Here is a 15,412-nt window from a genome sequence, read left to right on the forward strand (position 1 = left end):
GCTGTCCGGGCCGGCTGCCGCACTCCCCTTTCCCTTCCGGCGCGCTGCAACACGTGGCGCCTGCGCGCTCGGCTAGAATGACGGCATCAAGTCATCGCGGCGGGAACCGGGGCACACCGCCCGGGCCCCGAGCCGCGAGCCCCGCCCCCAGGCCATGACCGAGACCGTCATCCCCATCCTCGACCTGCGCGAGCATCGCTATCGCTCGATGGCCTCCGGCATCCCGGCCGAACTGGTCCCGCCGACCGGCCTGCTTTCCGACCGGCGCGGGCGCCCGCTGCACGATCTGCGCATCTCGGTCACGGACCGCTGCAACTTCCGCTGTGTCTACTGCATGCCGAAGGACGTCTTCGACAAGGACTACACCTTCCTGCCGCATGCCGAGCTGCTGAGCTTCGAGGAAATCACCCGGGCGGCCCGGCTCTTTGTTGCACACGGCGTGGAAAAGATCCGGCTCACCGGCGGCGAGCCGCTGCTGCGCAAGAACATCGAAAAGCTGGTGGAAATGCTGGCGCGTCTCGAAACCGTCTCGGGCAAGCCGCTCGACCTGACACTGACCACCAATGCCTCGCTGCTGGCGCGCAAGGCACGGGCCCTGCGCGATGCCGGCCTGACACGCGTCAGCGTCAGCCTCGACGCCATCGACGACACCACCTTCCGGCGCATGAACGACGTGGATTTCGCCGTGCGCGACGTGCTGGCCGGCATCGAGGCGGCGCAGGCTGCCGGCCTGGCACCGCTCAAGGTCAATATGGTGGTCAAGCGTGGCGTCAACGATAGCGAGATCGTGCCGATGGCGGCACATTTCCGCGGCTCCGGCGTGATCGTACGGTTCATCGAATTCATGGACGTCGGCGCCAGCAACCATTGGTGCATGGACGAGGTGCTGCCTTCCGCGGAAGTGGTGCGCCGCATCGACGCAGCCTTCCCGCTCGAAGCGATCGGGGCCAACTACCTGGGCGAAACGGCCGAGCGCTGGCGCTACCGCGACGGTGCGGGCGAGATCGGCGTGATCTCCAGTGTCTCCCACGCTTTCTGCGGTGATTGCAGCCGCATCCGGCTGTCGACCGAGGGACGGCTCTACCTCTGCCTGTTCGCCACCGAAGGCCATGACCTGCGCGAGTTGCTCCGCAGCGGCCGCAGCGACCTGGAGATCGCCAACGCGATCGCGGCGCTATGGCAGCAGCGCACGGACAACTACTCCGAGCAGCGGAGCGATCCGGCAATCCGCGCGGCCCGCGCGGAACGCAAGATCGAAATGTCCTATATCGGCGGCTGACCCCGCCCGCCACCGCCCCACCATCGCACACGCATGATGATCCATCCCGACCACGTCACCGGCCTGATCCTCGCCGGCGGCCGCGGCAGCCGCATGGGGGGCGTCGACAAGGGGCTGCAACTGCTGGACGGCATCCCGCTGGTCTGCCATGTGCAGGCGCGGCTGACTCCCCAGACCGGGGCGATGCTGATCAATGCCAACCGCAACCTGGAGCGATACCAGGACTTCGGCCTGGTCGTCGTGCCGGATTCGCTGCCCGGTTTCGCCGGGCCGCTCGCCGGCATGGCAGCCGGGCTGGAACAGTGCCGCACCGCCTGGATGGTCACGGCGCCATGCGATACACCACGGCTGCCGACCGACCTGGTAGCACGGCTCGCCCATGGCCTGGCCTCGACCGGCGCGGAACTGGCGATGGCCGTGACACGCGATGCGCAAGGCAGGCGCCAGCCGCAACCCGTGTTCTGCCTGCTGCCGGTGGCGGCGCGCGACAGCCTGCTGGCCTACCTGTCCGGTGGCGGGCGCAAGGTCGAGACCTGGGCCGCGTCACACCGGCTGACCGAGGTCGTGTTCGACGACCCGCTCGCCTTCGCTAATCTCAACACCCTGGAAGAGTTGCAGGCCTTCGGCCGCTGCGCCGCGGACTGATCGCTCGTCGCACCTGCCCAATCCGAAACCCGATGCCGTCTTTGCCCCCCCTCCCCTCCTGCCAATCCGACCACGACGCCGCCGCGCTGCGCGTCGACCAGGCGCAACGCCTGCTCGCCGAAGCGGCCCGGCCAGTGGGAGGTGTCGAACGGGTCGCGTTGCGCGACGCGCTGGACCGCGTGCTGGCCGAGGACGTGATCTCGCCGCTCGACGTGCCGGCCCACGACAATGCCGCCATGGACGGCTATGCCTTCGCGGGCGACGCGCTGGACCGGCCGGAGGGGGCCTCGGACGGCTTCGTCACCCTGCCGGTGGCCGGCACGGCGCTGGCTGGCGGCAGCCGCGGCGACGCACCGCTGGCACCCGGCCAGGCTCTGCGCATCATGACCGGCGCCCTGATGCCGGCGGGATGCGATACGGTGATCCCGCAGGAACTCGTCGAAGACGCTGCCGACGGCCACATCCGCTTCTCCGCCAGCGCCGTGGTCCGCGGTGCCAACCGCCGCCTGCGCGGCGAAGACCTGGCCCGTGGCCGGGCGGCGCTGGCGGCCGGCCGCCTGCTCCGCCCGGTCGATCTTGGCCTGCTGGCCTCGCTGGGCGTGGCCGAGGTCGCGGTTCGGCGCCGCCTGCGCGTCGCCTTCTTTTCGACCGGCGATGAACTGCGCTCCATCGGCGAGCCGCTGGAGCCCGGCTGCGTCTACGACTCCAACCGCTACACCCTGCACGGCATGCTGCGCCGGCTGCATGTGGACCTGATCGACCTGGGGGTGGTGCGCGATGATCCCGAGGCCCTGGAGGCCACCCTGCGCAGCGCCTGCGAGATCGCCGATGCGGTGATCACTTCGGGCGGCGTCTCGGTCGGCGAAGCCGACTATACGAAGCAGACCATGGCACGCCTGGGCGACGTGCAGTTCTGGTCCATCGCCATGCGTCCCGGCCGGCCGATGGCCTTCGGCCGCATCGCCTCCGGCGCGCACGAGGCCCTGTTGTTCGGCTTGCCGGGCAATCCCGTCGCGGTGATGGTGACCTTCTACCAGATGGTGCGCGGCGCGCTGCTGCGCATGATGGGCACCGATGCGCCGACGCCGCCGCGCCTGCGCGTGCGCTGCGCCCAGGCGATGCGCAAGAAACCCGGCCGCACCGAGTTCCAGCGCGGCGTGCTGGCGCCGGCCGCCGATGGCGGACTGGAAGTCAGGGCCACAGGCCAGCAGGGCTCCGGCGTGCTGCGTTCGATGAGCGAGGCCAATTGTTTCATCGTGCTGGCCCATGAACAGGGGGCCGTGGCCGCCGGCGATACGGTCGAGGTAGTGCTGTTCGACGGCCTGGTATGAGGCCGGCAACCGGCGCTTCCTGCCTCGCCCCGGGGCGCAGTGTCGTTTTTGCGCACCAGTCTGGCCGCACGCGCGGTCGCTTTGGCCGGATATGCCCCCCCTCCGGGAGCCGGGCTATGCGCGCCGCTGCCCAAAACGCTACACTTGCGCAACCTCACTCGTTTACAGCCTGTTGTCATGAATCAGGAGATTGCCTACCTCCACCCGGTCAAGACCGCCCGCGCGCTGGTACTGGTATACCTGTGCTTCTCGGTGCCCATCGTCTCGCTCGGCCTGTTCGTTGCCTTCGTCCGCTACGGCGATCTGCCGGGCATCACCGTGTTCACGGCCCTGATTCTCAACGCGCTGATCGGCTTCGGCCTGCTGTGGCTGGCCTGCAAGGCCTATAACTGGGTGGCGGCACGCTTCGGCGGCATCGAAGTCACCATCCGCGAGTGCCGCTGAGCGGCTGCCCCTGACAGCCTGGCGCCACCGCCGGGCGTCCTTTCGCCGCTTTCACTCTTTCCTGGCGCCGCCCGCGCGCTCAATCGCTCTCGTCGGACGCCAGCGCGGCCGCCGGGCCAAGCAGCCGCTGCGCGGCCTCGCCCGGCAATGCCTCGACCTTGCGCAGCTTGCGCTCCATCTGCCGTGTCCGCACCTCGGCCTGCTCGATATTGCGGGCGGCACGTTCCAGCGTGTCCCGCGTCTTGGCCAGAACCTCGCCGAACTTGCCGAATTCCGTCTTGACCGCACCCAGCACCTCCCATACCTCGCTGGAGCGGCGCTCCAGCGCCAGGGTGCGGAAGCCCATCTGCAGGCTGTTGAGCAGCGCCGTGAGCGTGGTCGGCCCGGCCACCGTGACGCGATAGTCGCGCTGTAGCAGGTCGGCCAGCCCCGGCCGGCGCAGCGCCTCGGCATACAGCCCTTCGGTGGGCAGGAACAGGATGGCGAAATCGGTCGTCTGCGGAGGCGAGAGGTACTTCTCGGCGATGGATTGCGCCTCGCGCTTGAGCGCCGACTCCAGTTCCCGACCCGCAGCCGCCACGCCATCGGCATCACTGCGCTCCTGTGCGTCGAGCAGGCGCTCGTACTGCTCCTTGGGGAACTTGGCATCGATCGGCAGCCAGACCGGTTGTCCGTCCGCATCCTTGCCGGGCAGGCGGATGGCGAACTCCACGCGCGCGCCCGAGTTGCGCACGGTCTCGACGTTCTTGCCGTACTGCTCGGCAGTCAGCAACTGCTCGAGCAGCATCTCGAGCTGCACCTCGCCCCAGGTACCGCGCGTCTTCACATTGGTCAGCACGCGCTTCAGGTCGCCGACCCCCTGGGCCAGCACCTGCATCTCGCCCAGGCCGCGATGCACCTGCTCGAGCCGGTCCGACACCAGCTTGAACGACTCGCCCAGGCGCTGCTCCAGCGTGGCATGCAGCTTCTCGTCGACCGTGCGCCGCATCTCTTCCAGCTTGAGCGCATTGTTGGCTTCGATATCGCGCAGTTTCTGCTCCAGCGTCGCTCGCACCTCGGCCAGCCGGCGCTCGTTGGACTCCGACAGTTGCCCCAGCTGCTGCTGCAAGCCGTCGCCGAAACGGCGCAGCGCAGCGCCCTGCTCCTCGCGCGCCTGCTGCCCCTGCAGCAGCAGGTGCTGCCGCACCTGGTCGAGTTGCTGCGCATTGGATTCGGTCAGCTTGGCGAGCTGTTGCGCGAAGGTATCGATCTGGTTGTTCTGCAGCGTGGCGATGCTGGTGAGCTGCGCCGACAGCGCCTGCTGGAAGCGCATCATCTGCTGTCCGGCTTCGCCACGCCCGGCCCGGCCGTTCTCGGCCACCTCCGCGCGCAACTCACGCTCCAGCCGTTCGCTGGCGCGCGCATGCTCGGCACGCAGCGAGGCGAGTTCGCGCTGCAGCGCGTCAGCGGCCGCATCCACTGCAGCCTCGACCTCCGCGCCGCCGCCCGCACGCCCGCGCAGCAGCAACACGATCTGCAGGATCACGGCCGCCACCGCGGCGGCCAGGGTACCAAGGGAAATCAGGCTCATCGGCTCACATCAGGAAAGGCCGCAACACGTCGCAATACGTCGCAATACGTCGCAATACGTCGCAACACGTCGCGCAAGGCCGCAGGAATCCGCCCGCGCCGCGTTCAGCGGCGGCGTGGCAAGACCTCAGGATTGATCGCCGAAGGCGGGCGGCCAGCGTCCGGGCCGGCATCGAGCGCCGCGATCAGGTTGTCCGCCGCCAGCATCGCCATGGCGCGGCGCGTCCGCTCCGAAGCGCTGGCGATATGGGGCGTCAGCACGACGTTGGGGACCTCCAGCAGGCCGGGATGCACGGCAGGCTCGCCCTCGAACACATCGAGCCCTGCGGCGAACAGGCGGTGCTCGCGCAGCGCCTCGGCCAGCGCGGCATCATCGACGACGCCACCGCGCGCGAGGTTGACCAGCGTCGCGCTGGGTTTCATGCGTGCCAGTTCGGCGGCACCGATGGCGTGATGGCTTGCCGCGCTGTAGGGCAGCACCAGCAGCAGGTGGTCAGCACGCGCCAGCAATTCGTCCTTGCCGACGTAGCTCGCGTTGACGCTCTGCTCCACCTCCTGCGGCAGGCGGCTGCGGTTGTGGTAGAGCACGGTCATGCCGAAGCCGGCGGCGCGGCGGGCCAGGGCCTGGCCGATGCGGCCCATGCCCAGGATGCCCAGCGTGCTGCCGTACAGGTCCACGCCGAGGAACATATCGTAGCTCCAGCGCTGCCACTTGCCCGCGCGCAGCCAGTGCTCGGACTCGGTCACGCGGCGCGCCGCCGCCATCAGCAGGGCCCAGCCGAAGTCGGCCGTGGTCTCGGTCAGCACATCGGGCGTATTGGTGGCGACGATGCCGGCCGCGGTCAGCGCCGGCACGTCGAGATTGTTGTAGCCCACCGCCATATTGCACACCGCGCGCAGCGCCGGCAGGTCGCGCACCAGTTCCTGGTCGATGCGGTCGGCGGCATTGGCCAGCACGCCGGCCTTGCCCGCCAGGCGCGCCTTCAGCGCGGCCGCGTCGAGCTGCACGTCAGCCTGGTTGTGATCGACCTCGAAGTATTGCGCCAGCCGCTCCAGCACATCGGCAAAGATGGCGCGGGTCACGAGAATGGAAGGCTTCATCGCAGTCACCAGTCACACGTGGAAGAAGATCAGGGTCATCACCAGGAACAGCGGCACCAGGAAGCACACCGACCAGGCCATGAAACCGAAGAAGCCCGGCATGCGCACGCCGCGGCTTTCGGCGATGGCCTTGACCATCAGGTTCGGGGCATTGCCGATATAGGTGTTGGCACCCATGAAGACAGCGCCGGCGGAGATCGCCGCCAGCGTCGACGCATCGCGCGTCATCAGCGTGGCGGCGTCGCCGCCGGCGGTGTTGAAAAAGACCAGGTAGGTCGGTGCGTTGTCGAGGAAGGACGACAGCACGCCGGTGGCCCAGAAGTACATGCTGTCGATCGGCTGGCCGCCGGCATCGCTGACCGCGTGGAGGACGGCGGCGAACGGTCCCTGCGTGCCTGCCTTCAGCATGGCGATGACCGGGATGATGGTGAGGAAGATGCCGGCGAACAGCTTGCCGACCTCGAGGATCGGCTCCCAGCCGAACTCGTTGCCCGCGCGCGCCGCATGCGGCGTCAGCAGCAGCGAAGCGAGCGCCACCGCCACCAGCAGCACGTCGCGCACCAGCGCAGGCAGGGCCACCTCGGTGCCCATCACGTCGAAAGCGATGCCCGGCTTCCACAGCCCGCTCATCAGCACCAGTCCGATGATCGCCAGCAGCAGCAGGAGGTTGACCTTGCCCTCCAGCACGATGCCGCGCGTGGCGGGCGTGGGATCGGCCGCGGCGGGGAGATTCTCCTCCTTGTGCAGGTAGTAGTGGCGGTCGATCAGGTAGAAGATGGCCAGCAGCGCCCCCCACATGAACAGCGTCTCGGGCAGGATATTGCGCAAGGTCCAGAAGAAGTCCACGCCCTTGAGGAAGCCCAGGAACAGTGGCGGATCGCCCAGCGGCGTCAGCGCACCGCCGGCATTGGCAACCAGGAAGATGAAGAAGACCACCACGTGCGCCACATGCTTGCGGTTGTCGTTGGCGCGCAGCAGCGGACGGATCAGCAACATCGCCGCACCGGTGGTGCCCATCAGGCTGGCCAGCAGGGTACCCAGCGCCAGGATGCCGGTGTTCAGCCGCGGCGAGCCTTGCAGGTTGCCGCGCACGCAGATGCCGCCCGCGACGATATAGAGCGCCCCCACCAGCGCGATGAAGGGAATGTACTCGGCCAGCAGCGCATGCAGCGCGTTGGCCAGCGCGGCATGCAGGCCGAAGACGGCGGCAAAGGGCACGATGAAGACCAGTCCCCAACCTGCCGCCACCTTGCCGAAGTGGTGGTGCCAGAAGCGTGGCGCCAGCAGCGGCACCAGCGCGATCGACAGCAGGATGCCGGCGAACGGCACGCCCCACAGCGGCGACAGCACGGCACCGTCGAGATCCGCTGCCCTTGCCGGCAAGGCAAGGCAACTCAGCACAACAACGGGCAACAGCAATCGCAGTGACGGGGACACACGTCGCATCAGGCGCAATCTCCTTGGCATATCGGGGGGCGGGCGTGGCGTGTCGCCGGGAAGCGGCACGCCGGCATGCGCGCACGGCGCCGGGAGCCTGCCCGGCACGCGGCACGCGGCGAGCCCAGCAGTTTAAAGCAAGCGGCGCGCCGCGACTCAGCCCTGGCCGACCACGATCACATGGACCCGATAGGGACCATGCGCACCCAGCACGATGGTCTGCTCGATGTCGCCGGTGCGGGACGGGCCGCTGATGATATTGGTGGCGCGCGGCAGTTCGCCGCGCTCGCGGCGCACCAGCGCGAAGGCATCCTCCAGCCCGGCGACGATGCGGGCCGCGGGCACGACCGCGATATGGGTCTCCGGCAGCAGTGCCGCCGAGGCATAGGTCTGCGGCCCCGACAGCAGCATCAGCGAGCCTGTCTCGGCGATGGCGCAGAAGCAGCCGGTGATGCCGACCAGGTCGCCGTGCTCGCGGTCGGCCTGTGGATCGCGCAGCGGCGGACGGCACTCGACCTCCAGACCGTGCTGTTGCCAGGGCAGACCCGCCAGCGTTTCCCAGGCGACCGCGCGACGCGCCAGGCCAAGCCCCTCCAGGTACCCGGCGACGGCCGCCGGCACATCGCTGTCGGCGGCCACCCGCACCACCGTCGAGGCCATCTTGCGAGCCTGCGTGGCAAAGGCCTCGGCCAGGTCGGAGGGCACCGGTGGACGCGGGCCCTGTGGATGGCGGCCGAGGTAGTCCGCCACCGCCTCGCGCTCGTGACTGCCGACCGTGGACGGCCGGCCCTGGGCGGCGCGGATGCGGGCGAAGATGCGGTCGCGGGCGTTGCGGGTATCCATGTCTGTTCCGTGAGCGGTAGCGGAAACGGCCGGCGGCGATCGGCCAGCGACGATTATACGGGCCGGGAATCGATGCCGAAGACCTGACGCAGGTAGGCCAGGTAGGCCGGATCGTCGCACATGGTCTTCTCCGGCGCATCCGACAGCTTGGCCACTGGCTGCCCGTTGCAGCGGACCATCTTGATGACGATCTGCAGCGGTGTATAGCCCAGGTCGTTGGTCAGGTTGGTACCGACGCCGAAGGCCAGGCGGCAGCGCCCGCGGAAGCGCTCGAAGAGTTCGATCACGCGCGGGATGTCGAGGCTGTCGCTGAAGATCAGCGTGCGGCTGCGCGCGTCGACACGGTTGGCGGCATAGTGGGCGAGCATGCGCTCGCCCCAGGCGACCGGGTCGCCCGAGTCGTGCCGCACGCCGTCGAAGAGCTTGCAGAAGTACAGGTCGAAATCACGCAGGAAGGCGTCGAAGCCGTAGGTATCCGACAGCGCGATACCCAGGTCGCCACGGTACTCCTTGGCCCAGGTCTCGAGCGCGAACACCTGGGAATCACGCAGGCGCGGGCCGAGCGACTGGCAGGCCTGCAGGTACTCGTGCGCCATCGTGCCCAGCGGGATCATCTTGTGCTGGCGGGCAAAGTGCACATTGCTGGTACCGGCCATCTGATGTCCGAGCGTGCCCTGCATGGTCAGCAGCACCTCTTCCTGCCAGTCGCGCGAGAAGCGGCGCCGGCTGCCGTAGTCGGCGATCACGCAGTCCGCATGGGCCGGCACCGTCAGCAACGCCAGCTTGGCCTCCAGCCGGCGCCGCCCCTCCTCCAGGTCGGCAGCCGGCTGCGTGCGACGGAAGTAGACCTCGTTGATGATGGCCAGCAGCGGCACCTCGAACAGGATGGTGTGCAACCACGGCCCGCGGATGGTGATGTCGATCTCGCCGCCGCCCTTGGCCGAGGGGGCGATGTGCACATACTTCTCGTTCAGGTGGAAGAGCCCGAGGAAATCGACGAAGTCGCTCTTGATGAAGCGCAGACCGCGCAGGTATTCGAGCTCCTCTTCCGTGAACCGGAGCTGGCACAGCTGCGCCACCTCGGCGCGGATCTCGTCGACGTAGGGGGTGAGATCGACGCCGGCGTTGCGGCACTTGAAGCGATACTCGACGTGGGCAGCGGGAAAATGGTGCAGCACCACCTGCATCATCGTGAACTTGTACAGGTCGGTGTCGAGCAGCGAGGAAATGATCATGTCGGGCGGACAGCAATGCCTAGGCGGAGCATCATGCTAACCGAACTGCGCACGCCGCGCCCAGCGCCAGAACCGCCCCGCCAGCCACTCAGCCGCCGTCGGAATAGGGATCGGGCTGCCGCGTACGGCCCATTCCCTGCACGCACCAGAGCTTGCGCCCATGCACGCCCGGGCAGGTCGACAGCATGGCTTGCGCGCGCGGCACATTGTCGGGCAGAGGATCGGCGAAGGCACCCAGCTCGGTCATGATGCGCTCGCGATAGACCGGCTGGCCGTCGCGCAGGAACAGCAGCACCTGGATACGCTGGCCGCGTGGCGGATCGAGTGCGGGGTCGCACGGCACCAGGCCGGCCCGGCCGCAGTTCATCATGCCGTCTCCGGCCGGCATCCGCTTCACGGTGAAATGATCCCACTCGAAGCTGGTCAGGTCGCCCAACGCCACGGGCTGCGCATTTTGCGCGCCACGGGCGACCAGCCTGGCGACCACGCTACCGGCATCCGCCGTACCGTTGAGCGACTGCGCGCACGTGCCCGCGGCCAGCGCCAGCAGGGCGAGGCCGGCCGCGGCACGGGCGCGCAGCCCGGATGCGTGCCGGTCCGACCGGCACGCGGTGCGCCGCGGGGACGGGGAAGTCAAAGGAAGAATGGCCGGCACGGACTGCACCTCCTGTGGCAAAAAGGCGGCCCCGCAAGCCAGCGCGGCCATCTCACAGCATAGAACGCCTGCGTCACATCGGCGGAAAAGATCGCGCGGAAGGGAGCACCAGGCTGAGCTGGATCAAATATACATAAAGAAATAAGAAAACTATCTGATCCCGGTATATAGCACCACTGCCCTCGCCTTCCGGCTCGGCTACAATATCGGTCTTTGAAAGATCATGGCCCGCGCTCGCGCTGCACTTTCTGCGGCGGCGCCGGTGACAAGCGGCCAGCCCCCAATCCAAGCCGATCCGATTTTCTGGAACCGAAATGACTCACGTTGTCACCGAAGCCTGCATCCGTTGCAAATACACTGATTGCGTCGACGTATGCCCGGTCGACTGCTTCCGCGAAGGCCCGAACTTCCTCGCCATCGACCCGGACGAGTGTATCGATTGCGCGGTGTGCGTAGCCGAGTGCCCGGTGAACGCGATCTATGCCGAAGAAGATGTGCCCGGCGACCAGCAGGAATACATCGCGCTGAACGTCGAGCTGGCACGCGGCTGGCCTTCCATTACCAAGACCAAGTCTCCCCTGCCGGAGGCCGAAGAATGGAAGGACGCCACCGGCAAGCTGCAGTACCTGCAGCGCTGAACCGCGCCGAGCATACCAAGACAAGACAAGGCCCGCGGACACCGGCCCTGCCGCGCCACGGCGCGAGGGCTGCCGACGGGCCGGCAAGCCGTCCCCACGTGCATTCCCGCCACGGCGGGCGCAGCGCGCCCGCAGAACGTACAGGACGATCATGGATTTGAGCATTCCCAACCCCATCGCCGACGCTTCTCAGCACGCCAGCATCGCCATCCCGAGCAGCGGAAAGCCGCTGGATATCGATGCGCTGATCGTGGGCGCCGGGCCGGTGGGCCTGTTTCAGGTCTTCGAACTGGGCCTGCTCGAGATCAAGGCCCACGTGGTCGACTCGCTCAAGGTCGTCGGCGGCCAGTGCGTCGAGCTCTATCCGGACAAGCCGATCTATGACATTCCGGCCGTGCCGATCTGCACCGGCCAGGAACTGACGGACAACCTGCTCAGGCAGATCGAGCCGTTCGCGCCCACCTTCCATCTGGGCCAGGAAGTCGCGGTGGTCGAGCGGCGTGATGACGGCCGCTTCTTCGTCGAAACCTCGACGGGCACGCGCTTCCTCACCAAGACCCTGTTCATCGCGGCGGGGGTCGGCTCGTTCCAGCCGCGCACGCTGAAGGTCGAGGGCATCGACCGCTTCGACGGCAAGCAACTCTTCTATCGCGTCAAGGATCCGAGCCGCTTCCATGGCCGCAACCTGGTCATCGTCGGCGGCGGTGACTCGGCGCTCGACTGGGCGCTGGATCTGGCCGGCAAGGCCGAGTCGATCGTGCTGGTCCATCGCCGCGACGGCTTCCGCGCCGCGCCCGCTTCGGTGGCCAGGATGAAGGAGCTCTGCGAGCGCCTCGAAATGCAGTTCATGGTCGGACAGATCGGCGGCTTCGAGGAAAAGGATGGCCTGCTGACGGAACTGCGCGTGGCGGGCGCCGACGGCATCACGCGCCGCTTGCCGCTGGACGACCTGCTGGTCTTCTTCGGCCTGTCGCCCAAGCTGGGCCCGATCGCCGAATGGGGCCTGGACCTGGAGCGCAAGCAGATCAAGGTCGACACGGAGAAATTCGAGACGAATATCCCGGGCATCTTTGCCGTGGGCGACATCAACACCTACCCGGGCAAGAAGAAGCTGATCCTGTCGGGCTTCCACGAGGCAGCCCTGGCCGCCTTCGGTGCTGCGCCCTACGTCTTCCCCGAGAAGAAGATCCACATGCAGTACACCACCACGTCACCGAAACTGCACAAGATCCTGGGCGTGGACACACCGGTGTTCGACTGAGCCGGGCGCGCTGCAAAAAAGAAGGACTCCGGACAGTTTTTCCTGGCATAAGAGCAGGAGAGCCGCTATAATGCGGCCTCGCTCTTGAGCGGACAGCTGCAGACTGGTCCGATGGACCAGCAAGCCGCACCGCGATTGGCAAACCAGAGATTCGGCAAAGCTGGCGACATCGATAAAATGTCAAAAAACTATTGACGAATCAGAGAGAAACTGGTTATAATTTTTTTCTCAGCTGTTCCCCGATAGCTCAGTCGGTAGAGCGCCGGACTGTTAATCCGTAGGTCCCTGGTTCGAGCCCAGGTCGGGGAGCCAAAGAATGCGAAGGCCCGCAAGCAATTGCGGGCCTTTTTGCATTGGTCGTCGCCAATGGCGACGATCAGCAAGGCCAACCGATACCAAAGCCCCCTCCCTACGGCACAAAAATTGCGGAGCACAGACGAACACAACGATGAGCCAGTCGAACGCAGCGCCGAGCCGAAGGAGAAAAACAGGGAGAACGACGGAGAAAAGCGAGGGAGAGGTAGTGCAAGGACCCCGGCAGCATGCACCGAGGAAAAGCTTTGGCTGGAACCGGCCAGGAGACTGGTTGCGGGGGCAGGACTTGAACCTGCGACCTTCGGGTTATGAGCCCGACGAGCTGCCAACTGCTCCACCCCGCGTCAGAAGTGCGAATAATACAGCACTCACCCCATTCGCGCCAGCCCTTCCTGCCAGACCACTTTCTTGACAAGCGCTTGAAAATCGCGTAAAAGGTAGAGTTTATCCGTTCGCGCGCGTATACGCGTATACGTCGTGCACCGCATCGCGCAGGCCAATGGGTCCATGAGAACCCCGGGAGGCCGACGCAAGCGCTGCAGCGCGGGCCAGCACCGGTTGCCGGGTATCCCGGCGCCGTGTTGCAGGCAAGGATCGGGCCTTCTGCCGCTGCCGCGCCGCCTTCCGCCACGAAGGACGGAAGGCGGTAGCGACAAGCCGTCCGACGGTGTCGTCGGACGTGCCGGGGCTGATCCCCGGGCGCGCGACGCCCCTCCCGTTTGAACCACGCCGCCTTGCGGCATCCCCGAAAGGACTGAATTGACTAAGATCGTCTTGAAACCAGGTGAGCCCGTTGAAGTCGCGATGCGACGCTTCCGCAGGGCAATTCTTCAGACCGGCCTGATCGTCGAACTCAAGAGCCGGACCGCCTACGAAAAGCCGACGACTGAGCGCAAGCGCAAGAAGAAGGCTGCCGAGTCGCGCCTGCGCAAGCGCCTGCGTATGCAGATGCTGCCGAAGAAGCTCTACTGAGCCTCGCGGCATGCCAAAAAACCGCCAGCCCAGCTGGCGGTTTTTTTTTCGCGGTACCGCGCCCGTCAGGCGTCCGGCAGCGGGAACAGGAGGCAGGTCGTGGTGGCGTAAGCGTACAGTTTGCCTCGCACGTCGACGATACGCCCCTCGGCAATGCCGATCTGGTTGGTCAAACTGACCACCTTGCCCTCCGCGCGGATCGGCCCGGTCTCGGCGGTCAGCGGCCGCACGTAGTTCACCTTCAATTCCAGCGTGGTATAGCCCTTGCCGGCCGGCAGTTGCGTGTGGATGGCGCAACCGACACAGGAATCGAGCAACGTCGCGGCATAACCGCCGTGCACGGTACCGATCGGGTTGTAGTGGCGGGCGCCGGGCGTGCCCTGGAAGACGAAGCGCCCCACTTCGAACTCGACTGGCACGAAATCCATCAGCTCCCCGATCGGCGGGCCCGGCAACCTGCCTGCCAGCATGTCCTCGAAGAACTGCAGTCCCGAGCGCGCGCGCAGATCCTGGCGCGACGCCACGCCGGGGCTGCCGATGCCAGCCCTCGCCCGCCGCTCGGCCTCGTGCCACTGCGCCAATACGGATTCCGTATTCATCCTTGCTGTCTCCCTCTTGCTCTTGCGGTCATCGATTGCGCAGCACCGCCACGGTGCCGCTCCAGCGAACGATAACCGTTCGGCGCCATTCTTGCTGCAGCGCGCCACGATGCGGCACGCCGAGGACCGGCATAATGGCTGGTATCGCGCCGCCGGCGCCCCTAAGCCGCCCAGCCTTGACCGCCATCCTCCAACTGCAGAAGGTAAGCAAGCACTACGGCGATACGCTCGTGGTGGACGACCTCGACCTCGAAGTCCAGCGTGGCCAGTGCTTCGGGCTGCTCGGCCCCAACGGTGCAGGCAAGACCACCACGCTGCGCCTGCTGCTCGGCCTGACCACACCCGCGGCCGGCAGCATCACGCTGTGTGGCGAGCCGGTGCCGGCGCGAGCACCGCAGGCACGGATGCGCGTCGGCGTGGTACCGCAGTTCGACAATCTCGACCCCGACTTCAGCGTGATCGAGAACCTGCGCATCTTCGGCCGCTATTTCGGCTTGCCCGGCGCCGAGATCGAACGCCGCATCCCGGCCCTGCTGGAGTTCGCGCGGCTGGAGAACCGCGCCGACGCCCAGGTGCGGGACCTCTCCGGCGGCATGCGCCGCCGCCTGACGGTGGCGCGCGCCCTGATCAACGATCCCGACCTGCTGGTGCTCGACGAGCCCACCACCGGCCTGGACCCGCAGGCGCGCCACCTGATCTGGGAGCGCCTGAAGTCGCTGATGGCGGCGGGCAAGACCATCCTGCTGACCACGCACTTCATGGAGGAGGCGGAGCGTCTGTGCAGCTACCTGTGCGTGATCGACGGCGGACGCAAGATCGCCGAGGGCCGGCCGCACGAACTGATCGATGCGCAGATCGGCTGCGACGTGGTCGAGGTCTACGGCGATGAGCTGGAGCCATTGCGGGCAAGTCTGGCGCCGCTCGCCCAGCGGGCGGAGATCAGCGGTGAGACGCTGTTCTGCTATGTGCGCGAGCCCGCCCCCCTGCTGGCGGCGCTGCACGGCAACGGCGGCGTGCGCTACCTGCACCGGCCGGCCAACCTGGAAGACGTATTCCTGAAACTGACGGGCCGGGAGATGAGGGATTGA

The 15,412-nt window shown here is 67.2% G+C and carries 15 protein-coding genes and 2 tRNA genes; 9 read left to right on the forward strand and 8 right to left on the reverse strand.

The features are described from left to right. Window positions 1–154: 154 nt before the first annotated feature. From moaA to BKK80_RS15680, 4 genes are all read left to right on the forward strand, one after another. Entirely contained in the window at window positions 155–1,279 is a 1,125-nt protein-coding gene (gene moaA / locus BKK80_RS15665; RefSeq protein WP_071014303.1) for a GTP 3',8-cyclase MoaA, read from the forward strand. A 36-nt stretch (window positions 1,280–1,315) separates the two neighbouring features. Next, entirely contained in the window at window positions 1,316–1,924 is a 609-nt protein-coding gene (gene mobA / locus BKK80_RS15670; RefSeq protein WP_071016497.1) for a molybdenum cofactor guanylyltransferase MobA, read from the forward strand. Between the two features lie 32 nt (window positions 1,925–1,956). Next, a complete protein-coding gene (gene moeA, locus BKK80_RS15675; protein ID WP_071038127.1) occupies window positions 1,957–3,255 on the forward strand; it encodes a molybdopterin molybdotransferase MoeA in 1,299 nt (432 codons plus the stop codon). Window positions 3,256–3,432: 177 nt separating this feature from the next. Then, a complete protein-coding gene (locus BKK80_RS15680; RefSeq protein WP_071014308.1) occupies window positions 3,433–3,699 on the forward strand; it encodes a hypothetical protein in 267 nt (88 codons plus the stop codon). Between the two features lie 79 nt (window positions 3,700–3,778). Here the strand turns inward: BKK80_RS15680 and BKK80_RS15685 are convergent, their stop codons facing one another. From BKK80_RS15685 to BKK80_RS15710, 6 genes are all read right to left on the reverse strand, one after another. Beyond that, a complete protein-coding gene (locus BKK80_RS15685) occupies window positions 3,779–5,269 on the reverse strand; it encodes a DNA recombination protein RmuC (RefSeq protein WP_071038126.1) in 1,491 nt (496 codons plus the stop codon). Between the two features lie 104 nt (window positions 5,270–5,373). Next, on the reverse strand, window positions 5,374–6,369 hold the full coding sequence (locus BKK80_RS15690) for a 2-hydroxyacid dehydrogenase (protein WP_071070164.1): 996 nt from the start codon (window positions 6,367–6,369) through the stop codon (window positions 5,374–5,376). 12 nt (window positions 6,370–6,381) lie between these two features. Then, window positions 6,382–7,815 (reverse strand): sodium:proton antiporter, encoded by a 1,434-nt coding sequence (locus BKK80_RS15695; RefSeq protein ID WP_071038124.1) that lies wholly within the window; start codon window positions 7,813–7,815, stop codon window positions 6,382–6,384. Window positions 7,816–7,962: 147 nt separating this feature from the next. Further along, window positions 7,963–8,649: a LutC/YkgG family protein gene (locus BKK80_RS15700; RefSeq protein ID WP_071038123.1), complete on the reverse strand. Its 687-nt coding sequence runs from the start codon at window positions 8,647–8,649 to the stop codon at window positions 7,963–7,965. A 53-nt stretch (window positions 8,650–8,702) separates the two neighbouring features. Continuing rightward, window positions 8,703–9,884 (reverse strand): nicotinate phosphoribosyltransferase, encoded by a 1,182-nt coding sequence (pncB, locus tag BKK80_RS15705; protein ID WP_071014320.1) that lies wholly within the window; start codon window positions 9,882–9,884, stop codon window positions 8,703–8,705. An 88-nt stretch (window positions 9,885–9,972) separates the two neighbouring features. Further along, on the reverse strand, window positions 9,973–10,590 hold the full coding sequence (locus BKK80_RS15710) for a hypothetical protein (protein ID WP_231907930.1): 618 nt from the start codon (window positions 10,588–10,590) through the stop codon (window positions 9,973–9,975). Between the two features lie 263 nt (window positions 10,591–10,853). On the opposite strand from BKK80_RS15710, the gene fdxA reads away from it, so the two are divergent. From fdxA to BKK80_RS15725, 3 genes are all read left to right on the forward strand, one after another. Further along, window positions 10,854–11,177, forward strand: coding sequence for a ferredoxin FdxA (gene fdxA / locus BKK80_RS15715; RefSeq protein ID WP_071014323.1), 324 nt, complete (start codon window positions 10,854–10,856; stop codon window positions 11,175–11,177). A 151-nt stretch (window positions 11,178–11,328) separates the two neighbouring features. Next, the gene (locus tag BKK80_RS15720) at window positions 11,329–12,438 is read left to right on the forward strand and encodes an NAD(P)/FAD-dependent oxidoreductase (protein WP_071014325.1); all 1,110 of its coding nucleotides are present in this window, start codon (window positions 11,329–11,331) and stop codon (window positions 12,436–12,438) included. A 236-nt stretch (window positions 12,439–12,674) separates the two neighbouring features. After that, a tRNA-Asn gene (locus BKK80_RS15725) sits at window positions 12,675–12,750 on the forward strand. Window positions 12,751–13,021: 271 nt separating this feature from the next. Here BKK80_RS15725 and BKK80_RS15730 read toward each other — a convergent pair. After that, a tRNA-Met gene (locus tag BKK80_RS15730) sits at window positions 13,022–13,097 on the reverse strand. 415 nt (window positions 13,098–13,512) lie between these two features. Here BKK80_RS15730 and rpsU point away from each other — a divergent pair. Next, entirely contained in the window at window positions 13,513–13,725 is a 213-nt protein-coding gene (rpsU, locus tag BKK80_RS15735) for a 30S ribosomal protein S21 (RefSeq protein WP_029044331.1), read from the forward strand. Between the two features lie 65 nt (window positions 13,726–13,790). Here rpsU and BKK80_RS15740 read toward each other — a convergent pair whose 3' ends face one another. Next, a complete protein-coding gene (locus tag BKK80_RS15740; protein WP_071014328.1) occupies window positions 13,791–14,324 on the reverse strand; it encodes a PaaI family thioesterase in 534 nt (177 codons plus the stop codon). 134 nt (window positions 14,325–14,458) lie between these two features. On the opposite strand from BKK80_RS15740, the gene nodI reads away from it, so the two are divergent. Then, window positions 14,459–15,412, forward strand: a complete 954-nt coding sequence (gene nodI / locus BKK80_RS15745; RefSeq protein WP_071070166.1) for a nodulation factor ABC transporter ATP-binding protein NodI — start codon at window positions 14,459–14,461, stop codon at window positions 15,410–15,412.

Origin of the sequence: Cupriavidus malaysiensis, assembly GCF_001854325.1 — a bacterium.
GTDB classification, from domain to species: Bacteria; Pseudomonadota; Gammaproteobacteria; order Burkholderiales; family Burkholderiaceae; genus Cupriavidus; species Cupriavidus malaysiensis.

What these genes read in the sequence shown, in the direction of transcription:
- BKK80_RS15740 (WP_071014328.1), bottom strand. Translation starts at nt 14,324, where the DNA reads ATGAATACGGAATCCGTATTGGCGCAGTGGCACGAGGCCGAGCGGCGG.
- moaA (WP_071014303.1), top strand. Translation starts at nt 155, where the DNA reads ATGACCGAGACCGTCATCCCCATCCTCGACCTGCGCGAGCATCGCTAT.
- BKK80_RS15685 (WP_071038126.1), bottom strand. Translation starts at nt 5,269, where the DNA reads ATGAGCCTGATTTCCCTTGGTACCCTGGCCGCCGCGGTGGCGGCCGTG.
- mobA (WP_071016497.1), top strand. Translation starts at nt 1,316, where the DNA reads ATGATCCATCCCGACCACGTCACCGGCCTGATCCTCGCCGGCGGCCGC.
- pncB (WP_071014320.1), bottom strand. Translation starts at nt 9,884, where the DNA reads ATGATCATTTCCTCGCTGCTCGACACCGACCTGTACAAGTTCACGATG.
- BKK80_RS15690 (WP_071070164.1), bottom strand. Translation starts at nt 6,369, where the DNA reads ATGAAGCCTTCCATTCTCGTGACCCGCGCCATCTTTGCCGATGTGCTG.
- moeA (WP_071038127.1), top strand. Translation starts at nt 1,957, where the DNA reads ATGCCGTCTTTGCCCCCCCTCCCCTCCTGCCAATCCGACCACGACGCC.
- BKK80_RS15680 (WP_071014308.1), top strand. Translation starts at nt 3,433, where the DNA reads ATGAATCAGGAGATTGCCTACCTCCACCCGGTCAAGACCGCCCGCGCG.
- BKK80_RS15695 (WP_071038124.1), bottom strand. Translation starts at nt 7,815, where the DNA reads ATGCGACGTGTGTCCCCGTCACTGCGATTGCTGTTGCCCGTTGTTGTG.
- BKK80_RS15710 (WP_231907930.1), bottom strand. Translation starts at nt 10,590, where the DNA reads ATGGCCGCGCTGGCTTGCGGGGCCGCCTTTTTGCCACAGGAGGTGCAG.
- nodI (WP_071070166.1), top strand. Translation starts at nt 14,459, where the DNA reads ATGGCTGGTATCGCGCCGCCGGCGCCCCTAAGCCGCCCAGCCTTGACC.
- fdxA (WP_071014323.1), top strand. Translation starts at nt 10,854, where the DNA reads ATGACTCACGTTGTCACCGAAGCCTGCATCCGTTGCAAATACACTGAT.
- BKK80_RS15700 (WP_071038123.1), bottom strand. Translation starts at nt 8,649, where the DNA reads ATGGATACCCGCAACGCCCGCGACCGCATCTTCGCCCGCATCCGCGCC.
- BKK80_RS15720 (WP_071014325.1), top strand. Translation starts at nt 11,329, where the DNA reads ATGGATTTGAGCATTCCCAACCCCATCGCCGACGCTTCTCAGCACGCC.